Here is a 13,094-nt window from a genome sequence, read left to right on the forward strand (position 1 = left end):
AAAAAAGAGAGCGCTAACAATGAAATGGATGCCGCAAATGAATTGTTCCCCCCATTAATGGACTAATTCCGGCAGGTGAGGGCATATATGCGGCCCAACCTCTAACAAACCGCGCCATTATTGGGTTTCTGCCCGATTTTTGCAAACAATGTATGCCCGAAATGAACTGTTCCTTTACGATTTCAGCCTTGTTCCGGTAGAGTTAGGGCCAATAAAGCGTTTTCATTCACGCTCAATCTACTGGAAGGGCTGGTGACCACTGGTTCATGGGTACAGGTCAGAATACACTTGCTGCCGGAACGATCCGTAAGGCAAGGCGCGAAGCGAATATGTGGAAACGGATGAAACAGCAGAAAGTGCTGCTTTTGCTGCTCGTCCCGGGACTGTTCTATTTCTTTCTCTTTTCGTATGTGCCAATGTACGGCGTCCTGATCGCATTCAAACAATTTCAGCTGCAGGCGGGACAAAATTTTGTCAGCAGCATTCTCTCTTCGCCCTGGGCGGGGACGCTTGGATTGGACAATTTCAAAACCTTTATCAACGGACCGTATTTTTGGCAGCTATTGCGCAACACGTTTCTGCTTGGCGTCTATTCCATCGTTTTCGGCTTTCCGGTTCCCATCCTGTTTGCCCTGCTGCTGAACGAGCTCCGCAGCCGGTATTACAAGAGCTTTGTCCAGACTGTCAGCTACCTGCCGTACTTCCTTTCCATTGTCGCCGTCGTCGGGATGATGAAGCTGATGCTCGCTCCCGAATCCGGAATCGTCAATCTTCTGCTCATCAAGCTGGGGCTTGAGCCGATCTACTTCTTCGGCGTTCCGGGGTGGTTCCGCAGCTTATTCATCGGCTCGCATATATGGAAGGATCTCGGCATGGGGGCTGTCATCTATCTGGCCGCCTTGTCGAAGGTGGACGCCGAGCAGTACGAGTCGGCCGTTCTCGACGGGGCGACCCGCCTCCAGCAGATGCGTCATATTACGCTGCCGGCCATCAAGCCCGTCATTGTCATTACCTTGATTCTCAGCTTATCGGGCGTGCTCAGCGTCGGCGCGGAGAAGGTGCTGCTGATGTATTCGCCGCTTACCTACGATACCGCCGATGTGTTCTCGACCTATGTCTATCGCCAAGGATTGGTCAGCATGGACTTCAGCCTCGGCGCAGCCGTTGATCTGTTCAATTCCGTCATCAATGTCATTTTTCTGGTCAGCGCCAATTTCTTGGCCCGGAAGGTGACGGAGGAAAGTCTATGGTAAGCATGCGGGAGAGGAGAGAGGACATTGGTCAGAGACACGACACTGGGCTCCAGGGTGCTTGATATTGTTATCCATATCGTGATGGTTATTGTCGTTATCGCAACGCTGCTTCCCGTATTGAATATCGTGGCGGTGTCGCTGAGCGATCCGCAAAGCGTGGCCGGCGGGGAAGTCACGCTGCTTCCGAAGGGGTTCAATTTAAGCGCGTACCATACCATTTTATTCGAAGACGTCCACATTCCGAGGTCATTCGTCAATTCGGTGGGCATCACGGTTGCCGGAACGATCCTGAATGTGATTCTGACGACGATTACCGCTTATTCCTTATCCAAAAAATATTTGGTGCTTCGCGGCTTCTTCATGACCTACGTCGTCATTCCGATGTTTTTCGGCGGGGGAATCATCCCCTTGTTCCTGGTCGTGAAGGCGCTCGGCATGGTGGGCTCCTATTCGGCGCTCATTATTCCCTATCTGATGAGCCCTTGGTGGCTGATCATCATGATTTCCTTCTTCCGGTCGTTCCCGGTGGAGCTGGAGGAGGCGGCCAGGATCGACGGCTGCAGCGACTTCGGCGCGCTGATTCGCATCGTGCTGCCGCTATCTGCCGCTCCGGTAGCCACCATTTCGCTTTTCTATGCCGTCTCTCACTGGAACTCGTTTTTCTCGGCGATGATGTTTTTGAATGATTTCCAAAAATACCCTCTCCAGCTTATATTGCGGGACATCGTGCTGGAGAACTCGCTGGCCGAGCAGCTGGCCGCTCAGGGGAACGTAACGCTGGCGCAGGATGTTCAGTCGGCGATTACCCCGCAAAGCGTGCAGTATGCGACGCTTGTCATCTCCATTATTCCCATGCTGATCATCTATCCCTTCATCCAGAAATATTTCGTCAAGGGGATCATGATCGGCTCGCTCAAGGGCTAGGCCGTCCGCGCAAATTTGGAGCAAGTCTTCGCGGCTTATTCCGGACGCTTGGGGAGAAAGGGGGGATCGTCGCTTATAGCGGGAGCCGCCGATTCCGTGTCAGGATTGTGCAGCACTCCGGTGCGGCGGCGGGGAAGGAACATTCAAAGGGAAGTCGGGCATTCATTCCAATCAAAGAGAGGCGAAGAACAATGAGGAAAAGGAAATGGGTCACCACAGTGCTGGCCCTGTCGGCGATGATCGCAGTAGCCGCATGCAGCTCGAATACGAATAACGGCGGAACGGGAGAAAACACCAGCCCGGCAAACGCCGCCTCGAATGCGGACAGCGCGGACCAAACGGTCAATCTTACGGTCGTCAGCCAAACCAAATACGCGCCAAATTCGGTTCCAAACGAATATACGAAACAGACCGGGCAGAAATTCAATATGAAATGGGATTATCAGGCGATCCCGCTTTCGGCCGGCATGGATAAGTACAATGTCATGTTCGTATCAGGCGATTATCCCGATTTTATCCCGAACATGAATCAATGGAATGCGGTCAAGAAATGGGCCGCCGCCGGCTATCTGCTGCCGATCGGGGACTACATCGACAAGCTGCCGAACTACCGCAAGCTGTACACCGACGACCAGTGGCAGATGCTCCAGGAATTCACGAATGTGAATGGAAAAGTGTATATGATGCCGTTTATTACGACGACCTTCGACCCGATGACCTGGATTTACCGCAAGGATGTGTTCGACAAGGCAGGCATCACGGCCTTCCCGAAAACGACGGATGAGCTGTATGAGGCGCTGCAGAAAATCAAGGAGCAAAATCCCGGCTTCATTGGAATCGGGGTGCGCGGAGGCGTCAAAAATCTGGAAATGGCGTTCGGCAATACGTTCCGCATTCCGCCGGATTTCGGAGGCTCGAATGGCTGGACCGGCTTCTGGCATGATCCCGATTTTAACGGTCAGCTCGTGTTTGCCCCGGCAACCGACAAGCAGCGGGCGCTGCTCGCTTATCTGGCGAAGCTGTACAAGGCGGGCCTGATCCAGAAGGATTTCGCCACAGCGACCGAAGACCAGTTCAATCAGAACCGGCAAAACGGCAAGGACGTCATCGATTTCCAATGGGTGAGCCAAATCATCAGCCTGGAGAAAGACAATGCGGCCGCCGACTGGGAATATTCGTCTTACTTCGTCGAGGATCAGGCAAGCGGCAGGACGCCCGTCATGTTCAAGGGACCGGACTTCGCGCTGTTCGGCTCGATCTTCAGCAGCAAGCTGGTCGATCAGCCGGATAAGCTGAACCGTCTGCTCGAATACCTCGACTGGTCAGCGACGCCGGAAGGCACACTCTTCAATCAGATGGGCGTAGAGGGCCTGACTTACGAGATGAAGGACGGAATTCCCGTCTACAAGGAGGGTCTGGACCGCAAGAAGGTGCTCGAGCAGTACGGATTTGACTATTACCTGACGAAGAACGACGATGCGCAGAAGGGCGACCCCGCCTTCCAGCTTGACCAGGAGGCGGCACCGGCCTTTAAAGCGATGGAGACGCTGTATGCGCAAAGCGCCAATCTGACCGAGGACGAGACGAATACGGTGAATTCGGTCATGACCGGCGTTTGGAGCGAAGCGGACCAGTTCGCGACGAAGGCGATCATGGGTGTTGTGGACATCAACAAGGATGATGTCTGGAAGGATTATCTTGCCGATCTGAACAAGGTCGGTCTGGACAAGGCGATGGCCATCTATGAGAAAGCGATGAAATAAACAGAAGCGATCGATGAAGCAGGGCATCCGCTCCATTCGGGGGGATGCCCTGCTCCTTGGGACGAAATAAAGGCTGGAGAAAGAGGTGGAAGACTATGTCCGGCGGGAGACTGGAACGCAAGACGGCCGTCGTGACCGGTTCGGGTTCCGGTATCGGCATGGCGATCGCCCTCCGCTTTGCCGCGGAAGGGGCTAATGTCGTAGTGAACGACATTGCCGATGCCGGTCGGGACGTTGCCGGCGAAATAGCTGCAGCCGGCGGCAGCGCGCTGTTCTTCAAGGCGGATCTGCGGCGGAAGAACGAAGCGGCTTCATTGATGCAGGCGGCGTACGATCATTACGGCGCTCTGCATATTCTCGTCAACAACGCCGGAGTATCCGGAGGGAAGTCGGTCGTCATGGCCGAGGATGAGGATTGGGACCGGATCATGGAGATTAATCTGAAGGGGAGCTGGTACTGCAGCAAATACGCCATTCCGTTCATGATTGAGTGCGGCGGCGGGAGCATCTTGAACATCTCCTCCACGCATGCCTACCGCACGCAGGCAAATCATTTTCCGTACCATTCCTCGAAATCCGGCATGATTGCGATGGCTTACGGAATATGCGTCGATTTCGGAGGGCAGGGCATCCGGGCGAACAGCATATGCCCGGGCTTTATTGAAACGCCGCTCTCGGAAGCGCATATGCGGCAGTTTGCGAACCGCGAGGAGAAGACGAAGGCGATGCTTGCGACGTGTCCCATCGGCCGCTTCGGACAGCCGGAGGACGTAGCGGCGGCAGCCGCCTTCCTGGCGTCGGACGAGGCCGCGTTCATTACCGGGACGACGCTTGTCGTCGACGGCGGCCGGTCCGCGCTGCAGAAGGCGGAATAAGTTTTGCATCCTGCTTGTGCCAATAGCTCAATGCCCGGGCTTGGAATGGACATCGACGGGGCAGCAGGCCAAGCGGATCCGGCGTATTGGCAGTATCAATTGGGAAAATCAGAAGAAAGCGAAGCTGCAGGACAGAACAAGCGGCAATGAAGGAGGATATTAGAAGATGACTGCGAGTACGAATATTGAAACGGCCGGACGTTCCGACTGGTTCACGCATGACCGGTTCGGCCTGTTTATCCATTGGGGCTTGTATACGCTTGGCGCCCGCCATGAATGGCTCAAGTCGCGTGAATTCATGAGCACGGAGCAGTACGACAAGTATTTCCGGAGGTTCGACCCCGACCTGTACGATCCCGAGCTTTGGGCGCAGGCGGCGGCGGATGCGGGGATGAATTATTTCGTCGTGACGACCAAGCATCACGAGGGCTTCTGCCTCTGGGACTCGGAGCTGACGGAGTACAAAGCGACGCGCACTCCGGCGGGGCGTGATCTGCTGAGGCCGATGGTGGACGCTTTCCGCGCCCGGAATATGAAGACGGGCCTATACTACTCCTTGCTCGACTGGCATCATCCGGATTACACCGTCGATGTCAAGCATCCGCTGCGCTATAACAGCGAATATGTAGCGCTGGACCGGGAGCGCCAATTTCAGCGCTATGTCGATTATATGTTCGGGCAGACGCGGGAGCTGCTTACCAACTACGGGCAAATCGATCTGCTGTTTCTCGATTTCTCCATTGCCGCCGAGGAAGGCTTCCCCGGCAAGGGCAAGAACGAGTGGCAGAGCGAGAAGTTCGTGCAGATGGTCCGCGGGCTGCAGCCGAACATTCTGATGAACGACCGGCTGGAAGTGCAGGGCGACATCACCACGCCTGAGCAGTATATGCCGAAGGAGTGGGTGAAGGTGGACGGCCGTCCCGTCGTCTGGGAGGCTTGCCATACGTTTAGCGGCTCGTGGGGATATTACCGCGACGAGGAGTCGTGGAAGAGTGTCGATATGCTCGTCAAAATGCTGATCGAAAGCGTGAGCAAGGGCGGCAATCTGCTGCTTAATATCGGTCCCACGGGACGTGGCGAAATTGACGAGCGGGCGCTGGACCGGTTGAAGGGAATAGGCGCCTGGATGAGACGTCACAGCCGGTCGATCTATGGCTGTACGGCCGCACCGGAAGGCATTGAATCTCCAGACGATTGCCGGTTTACATATAATCCCGTGACCAATCGGCTTTACCTGCACGTATTAAGCTGGCCGTTCAAGACGATCCATCTGAAGGGCCTGGCGGGAAAAATCGAATATGCGCAGCTGCTTAACGACGCTTCGGAAATCCGTATGAAGCAGGGCGCAAGACAGAGCACGATGACAGCGGGAGCATTCAGCGAAGGCCGGGATGCCGGGACCGTCTCGCTGAGCATTCCCGTCAAGAAGCCGGATGTCGCGGTGCCGGTGATCGAGCTGTTTCTGAAGCCCGGCTTGTTTTGAGCTTATCTGCCGTCTGTCTTGTAGAGAAAGGATTGGAAGGGAGTGGAGCGGTATGAAGGCCATACCGATCAAACCGGCTTATGAAATACAATGGCCGCTCGCAACTGGCCACTGCCATGAAGGGATGCCGCTGTCCAATGGCGTGTTCGGCGCCCTGGTCTGGTTTCAGGAGCAAACCGTCAGGCTCACCGTCAACAGGGCCGATTACTGGGACCATCGCGGAGGAACCGTCCGGGCTGATGATTGTACGTACGACCGCTTGAAAACGCTGCTGCAAAGCGGCGACTTCGAGGGTGCCCGCCGGCTCTATCCGACGATGGAGATGAACGGCAAAGAAAAACGGCCGACAAGGCTCGCGATGGGCCGGTACGACATTAAATTGCGGCCGGGAGTGAAGATTGAATCCGCCTCGCTCGTTCTGGATGAAGGAGAGGCAGTCATTCGCTGCCTCCTGGACGGGAAGGCGGAAACCATCCGCATCAGCATACCAATCGACCGGCCGGTACTGCTGCTGACGGCTGACGCGGGCATGGTTGAGTGCGTTGAGGCGATGCCGTCCTATTCATTCGCGAAGGTCAAGGCCTATTTCGACGATTTTGGCATTCCGGCTCCGCAGGTGCTGCATTTGCAGGACGGGAACGGATGGGTACAGGAGCTGCCGGAGGATCCGGCGTGCGCGGTATTGCCGGGGCTGTCAGGAAACCTGATGGCAATTTCCGCCGAATACGGGGAAACAGCGGAACAGGCCGTCCAGGCGGCCCAGTCTCAGCTGGATGCCGTCAAGCGGGCCGGCTATGAAGAAGCTTTATACGAAACGAAGCGGCATTGGCGCGCCTTGTGGGATCAGGCGGCTGACATCGCGCTGCCGGACCGCGAGATTGAGAACATGTACTATTTGGGAATATACCGGATGCTCGGATGCTCGATGCCCGGGAAGCTGGCCCCGACGCTTCAGGGTCCATGGGCCGAGGAGTACCGCAATCCTCCCTGGAGCTGCGATTACCATTTTAATATCAATGTCCAGGAATGCTTGTGGCCGGCATACGGCTCCAATCTGCTGGACAGCCTGAAGCCGCTCTTCAGGATGATCGACGGCTGGAAGCCCGTGCTGGGGTTGAATGCCAGGCAGTTCGCCGGCATTGACGACGGCTATATGCTCGGGCATTCCGTCGATGACCGCGGGCGGCCGGTCGGCGGGATGTGGACGGGCACGATCGATCAGGCGAACACCTCGTGGGTCGCGCAGATGATGTGGCAGTACGCCACATATGCGGGCGACGAGGAATACCTCATCAGCGAGGTGTATCCGTTCATGAGGAAAACACTCAATGTGTTTCATGCAATGATGGACAAGGAAGACGGGGTTTATTCGCTACCGGTGTCGGTTTCCCCGGAATACGGCGGATCATCGCCCAATGGGCTTGGACGCAATTCCACCTTCTTCCTCGTTAATGTGCGGTTCCTGTGCGAGAAGCTATTGGAGCTTGAGGACAAATACCGGCTGGACGCGGATTATGCGGCGTTCGTCGCCGACATTCGGACGAAGCTGCCCCCATACACGGCAGGACCGCGGCAGTATCAGGAGTTCGGGGGCAGGCCGGGCCTCGAGCTGTATCTGTGGGAAGGGCAGCCTCTCGCTGAATCCCACCGCCATCATTCGCATCTTGCCGGGATATTCCCGTTCGATACGATGGATCCGTCGGATCCGGAGCAGCGGGAGCTTATATCGAATTCCTACAAGTCGTGGGTCGATCGGGGGATGGGCCGTTGGGCAGGCTGGTCGATGCCATGGGCTTCCATTCTGCACAACCGTCTTGGCAGCTCCGATATGGCGCTTATGTCGCTGCATTTGCTGAGGGACGTCTACATGATGCCGGGATACGCGACGCGGCACAATGCGAATTATAACGGATTTTGCCAATTTACCGGCGGCGATACCATGCAGGTCGAGGCTTCAATCGCCGCAGCGGCTGCCGTTCTCGAAATGTATGTGCAGTGCGTCCGGGGGGAGGTACGCGTGTTCAGCGGGCTCGCCCGGCGCTTCGGGGACGCTTCGTTCTCCGGCATCCGCACGGAAGGCGCGTTCCTGCTGTCCGGCTTGAAGGAAGGCGGTCGGGTCCGTACCGTCACGGTATTCAGTGAACGGGACGAAACGCTGCGGCTGGTCAATCCGTTCGAGGGCAGGGCGAATTGGCATCGGGACGGCGTTATGGTCGGGACTGCGGAGAAGCGGATCGTGCTTGCGCTTCGTGCCGGCGAAACCGTGATATTCGAGGGAGCAGCCCAATAATAGGAGGGAGGACAATTATGGTGCAATTACCGTCTCAGCCGGAGCGGCGGCCAAAGCTTGGCATCCAGGGTCCCGTCCTGGCGTGGCAGGATCCGTGGGCGGGGGAGGCTTCCGACCGGATTATGCGCACCGGAACGGGAAGGATTTATCTGTCACAGGATCCGGCGCCGACTGGGGAAGAGTTTGTCAGGGCTCTCCAGAGTTTGGGCGCGGATTTCTATGTGCACCATATGCTGCCGGGGCTGGAGGGCCATACGGATATGCTCCGCGACATGGTCAGGCTCGGTATGGACGTCTGCCTCGGCAACGAATACGGCAATATCAACGGTCCGTGGACGGAAGGGACGAACCGGTGGGATGTGCCGGATGAAGCCATATTGGAAGCGGCCCGGAGCGGACGGCTGATCGGGCTCCTCTACGATGAGCCTGAGCATCTGCAAATCAATGCAAGGCAGTACCGGAAGGACGGCTGGTTCCCGCATTGGGGAGCGACCGACGGGATGGGACTTGAAGAGTCGTATACCCATGTGGTGACAGAGGTCAGCCGCCGGACAGAGCATGTCCGGCAGCTGCTGGCGGAGCAGGGGCTGGATCCTGGAGCGGCACCGCTTGTGTCAGAGCATGTGTTTCCGGTTCTGTTTCATGCGAAGGCGCGGGCCGGCATGGCCGTATGTCCGAAGATCATGAAGGAATCGTTTCAGCCGCTCCAGCTGGGAACCGCACTGGGGGCCGCGAAGCAATACGGCTGTCCGATGTGGATCTGCGCCGATTTGTGGGGACCCGACATCGGTCATTGGTTTACCCGCATATCGGGCTTTCCCGGCCATTCTCCACAGGAGTTCGAATCGGCTCTGCGGATGGGATACCTGATGGCCCCGACGCATCTCTTCACGGAGAACGTCGACGTACTGCTGCACCGCATGGACAACCGGTTTGCCCTGACGGAATTCGGTGAGGTATGGGAGCGGTTCGTGAAGGATTATGTACCCAATCATCCGCTTGCCTGGCGGCACAGCCAAGCCGATGCGGATATTGCCGTCATTGTCTCGGAGGACAGTAATTACGGCCAGAACGACCGCTTGTACGGCAACCGGGAGCTTGCCGCGCCGCAGACGTCGGCAAGCCTGTTCGCGGTATGGCATCTGCTCAGCCACGGGACGATTCCGCCGCACGGCAGCTGCATGCATATCCCCGGTTATTCGTTTCCGCGTCATGAGCTGAAGACGCGGATACCGTCGGCGAACTATCCGCTCCCCGGCGGCTGCGCGGAGCTGCCGCAGACTTCCATGCATCCGCTGTTCCATCCCGTGAACAATGTCCTTGTCTTCGACGAGCATGTCCGGGAAGAGCAGCTTGGCAGCCCGAAGCTGATCATCGCGGCAGGTTCCCGGCTCTCGGCCGGTACGCTCGCCGCAATCAGACGCCGGTCGGAGGAAGGGGCCGTCGTCATCGCCGCCGAGTGGCTTTTCCCCGCTTCCATGAAGGAAAGCCGGCGCTTCGCAAACGGCGGCGTATGGCTTGCCGCCAGGGATTTTCTGAGCGATGACGTGCGCGAGCTTGCCGCCCCCTATCTGGGGACAGCAGACAGCTGGCGCCAGCGGTTTGGCGATACCGAAATCCGTTTCTGCAAAGCAGATGAGACCGGGCGGACCCTGCACGCCGAAGTGCATACCGCCAAATAGTGATTTTGTTGGGAGCAGACGCAGCTGATGCGGGGAATCGTATAAACCGGCCCAAATATTGGATCTTGGCCGGTACGGAAGTTCAATCATAACGCTGGAGGTTAGGCATGCAGAAGGTATATCTGAACGTACAGGACAATGCTTCGCCGCGATTGATTCACGGCTTGAAGCTGTTGACGGAAGGTCTGCAGGATTGCGGCTATCGGGCAGAGCGGGCGGATGCGCCATGGACGGCCTATTCATACCGGGAGCAGCAGGGAATCAAGATTTATGTCGGCAGCCGGGAAGAGTCGGCGTTCATCCGCGCGCTGGAGGAACAGGAGGTTCTCATTTATCATTCGGAAGCGCCGGGCAAGGAAGGCTTCTACCTGGCGACGCTCCCGGGGAATATTGTTGTCGTGGCGGGAGGAGGCGATACCGGGGCTTTGTACGGCGCACAGGAGCTGGCGCGGCAAATCCGCAGGGCCGGGCGGATTCCGGAGCTTCTCGCGCAGGGAGAAACGCCGAAATTCACGCTTCGCGGGCCGGTGCTGGGCCTGCAGAAGACGCAGATCGAGCCGCCGCGCCGAACCTATGAGTACCCGATTACGCCGGAGCGCTTCCCGTGGTTTTATGATAAGGACATGTGGCTGGACTATCTGGATATGCTTTGCGGACAGCGGAGCAACGTCGTCTATATCTGGTCGGGACACCCGTTCGCTTCGCTTGTGAAGCTGAAGGACTATCCGGAGGCGCTGGAGGTTACGGAGGAGGAGTACCGGCTCAATGTTTCGATGTTCCATTGGCTGACGGCCGAGGCGGACAAACGCGGGATTTGGGTCGTATTGAATTTCTATAATATTCATATCCCCCTCCCCTTTGCCGAGAAGCACAGGCTCGATCTGCATCAGCCGAAACCGCTCCCGATTACCTCGGATTATACGCGCAAATCCATCGCCGAATTCGTCCGGTCGTTCCCGAACGTCGGCATCATGCTTTGTCTGGGCGAAGCGCTTCATGGGGGCGTATACGGCTCCGAATGGTTCAGGGAAACGATCATTGCCGGAATGAAGGAGGGGCTCAAGGATGTGAGCGTGAAGGAGAATCCTCCAATTATTCTCAGGGCGCATGCGGTCAAAGCCGAGCCGATTATCGAGGAGGCGCTGCCGCTGTACTCGAATCTGTATACCGAAGCGAAATACAACGGGGAATCCTTGACGACCTGGACGCCGAGAGGCGGGTGGGTGGAGACGCATAATAATCTCAGCTCCATGAAGTCGGTCCATATCGTCAACATTCACATTCTGGCCAATCTGGAGCCGTTCCGCTACGGAGCGCCGTCCTTCATTCAGAAGAGCATGCAGGCGGCGAAGCACCGGCAGCAGGCGAACGGCCTGCATGTTTACCCGCTGTTCTATTGGGACTGGCCGTACAGCGCGGATAAGGTAACGCCAAGACTCAAGCAGGCGGACCGCGATTGGATCTGGTACGCCGCCTGGGCACGATATGCCTGGAATCCGGACCGCGATGCGGAAACCGAACAGTATTACTGGACAGATGAGCTGGCCGACAGGTTCGGTTCGCGGGAAGCGGGGGCCGCTTTGCTGGAAGCCTATGATGCGTTTGGCGAATGCGCGCCGCGGCTGCTGCGCCGGTTCGGCATTACGGAGGGCAACCGGCAGACGCTGTCGCTCGGCATGACGATGAGCCAGCTGACCAATCCGGACCGGTACTCGCCCTACAAGGCGCTGTGGGAGGACCATGCGCCGCAGGGCGAGAGACTGGAGCTATACGCCGAGAGGGAGGTCAAGGGAGAGCCGCATATCGGGGAGACGCCGCTTGATGTGGTGGAGGCGGCCGAGATGTTTGCCGATATCGCCTGGAAGGCGATTGTACGGGCACGTCCTCACGTCAGCCGCAACGCGGAGGAGTTCGAGCGAATCGCAACTGATATTGAGGCGATCCGATACATGGTCTCCTCATACGGAGCCAAGGTGCGGGCCGCCGTCAAGGTGCTGCTGTTCAAGAATACGGTCAACGGCAGTTACACGGAGCGGGTGGATATATTGGAAGAGGCTGCGGTCTATTTGAAGGAGAGCCTGGAGTGGTACCGGAAGCTGACGGACTTGACCGGGAAAACCTATCTGTATGCGAACAGCATGCAGACGCCGCACCGCAAAATTCCGGTTCCGAACGGGCAGAAGTATAAGCACTGGACGGATTGTCTCCCCGTATATGAGGACGAGTTCAACCATTTTGCCGCCCGCGTGAATGACTTGAAGGCCGGCAAGCTTCCGATGAAGGTGACGAGCGAGGAAACAATCGAGCCGTACCGGCAGGCAGCCTTCACGCTGCTGTCTCCGTATGCCGAAACGTATACAGTCCAAAAAAACAGCTGCCTGTTTACCGACGGGGATGTGTTTGCGCAAAGCTGCGCAGAGGAGCTGGGCGGACTGACCGGAATCCGGTTCAGCCGCGAAGAGGCGGCAAAGAAGGGCATTGCCGTCGAGTTTGAAATAAACGTGCCGGCCCGCGTGCTTGTGGGGTACTTCAACTCGGCAGAGCAGCAATGGCTGCAGGTGCCGACGCTTGACGAGAATACGCATGCCGACGACCGCGGAGGCCTCGCGCCGCTGCTGCGCAAGGGCGTGAAGCCGGGCTTCTACCCGAGCGTCAACGTTCATGCATTCCTGTATGAAGCCGGGCGGCATACGCTTAATCTCGGCAAAGGCGCTTATACGATTGTCGGGATCATCCCGGCCGACCAGCCTGTAAATGAGCGGGACGTATCCCCGCTAAGCGAGAGCGCCCGTTCCCTGGATTGGCTGTACGGCTGAACCTATTA

The 13,094-nt window shown here is 57.5% G+C and carries 8 protein-coding genes; all 8 read left to right on the plus strand.

Annotated elements, in window-relative coordinates:
* The first annotated feature begins 266 nt into the window (after positions 1–266).
* The 8 genes from ACFOLF_RS35425 to ACFOLF_RS35460 all read left to right on the plus strand — a co-directional run bounded on the left by ACFOLF_RS35425 (position 267) and on the right by ACFOLF_RS35460 (position 13,086).
* Positions 267–1,253, plus strand: a complete 987-nt coding sequence (locus tag ACFOLF_RS35425) for an ABC transporter permease (protein WP_210040289.1) — start codon at positions 267–269, stop codon at positions 1,251–1,253.
* 24 nt (positions 1,254–1,277) lie between these two features.
* Positions 1,278–2,177, plus strand: a complete 900-nt coding sequence (locus tag ACFOLF_RS35430; RefSeq protein WP_210040288.1) for a carbohydrate ABC transporter permease — start codon at positions 1,278–1,280, stop codon at positions 2,175–2,177.
* Between the two features lie 191 nt (positions 2,178–2,368).
* Complete coding sequence (locus ACFOLF_RS35435; RefSeq protein ID WP_210040287.1) at positions 2,369–3,940, plus strand: extracellular solute-binding protein; 1,572 nt, start codon at positions 2,369–2,371, stop codon at positions 3,938–3,940.
* Positions 3,941–4,035: 95 nt separating this feature from the next.
* A complete protein-coding gene (locus ACFOLF_RS35440) occupies positions 4,036–4,815 on the plus strand; it encodes an SDR family NAD(P)-dependent oxidoreductase (RefSeq protein WP_210040286.1) in 780 nt (259 codons plus the stop codon).
* 166 nt (positions 4,816–4,981) lie between these two features.
* The gene (locus tag ACFOLF_RS35445; protein ID WP_210040285.1) at positions 4,982–6,298 is read left to right on the plus strand and encodes an alpha-L-fucosidase; all 1,317 of its coding nucleotides are present in this window, start codon (positions 4,982–4,984) and stop codon (positions 6,296–6,298) included.
* Positions 6,299–6,350: 52 nt separating this feature from the next.
* Positions 6,351–8,588 carry a glycosyl hydrolase family 95 catalytic domain-containing protein gene (locus ACFOLF_RS35450; protein WP_210040284.1) on the plus strand — a complete coding sequence of 746 codons (2,238 nt, stop codon included), beginning with the start codon at positions 6,351–6,353 and terminating at the stop codon, positions 8,586–8,588.
* Positions 8,589–8,605: 17 nt separating this feature from the next.
* The gene (locus tag ACFOLF_RS35455; protein WP_210040283.1) at positions 8,606–10,270 is read left to right on the plus strand and encodes a hypothetical protein; all 1,665 of its coding nucleotides are present in this window, start codon (positions 8,606–8,608) and stop codon (positions 10,268–10,270) included.
* Positions 10,271–10,377: 107 nt separating this feature from the next.
* Positions 10,378–13,086, plus strand: coding sequence for a hypothetical protein (locus tag ACFOLF_RS35460; RefSeq protein ID WP_210040282.1), 2,709 nt, complete (start codon positions 10,378–10,380; stop codon positions 13,084–13,086).
* Positions 13,087–13,094 lie beyond the last annotated feature (8 nt).

Origin of the sequence: Paenibacillus sepulcri (genome assembly GCF_042647105.1) — a bacterium.
Lineage (GTDB): Bacteria > Bacillota > Bacilli > Paenibacillales > Paenibacillaceae > Paenibacillus_Z > Paenibacillus_Z sepulcri.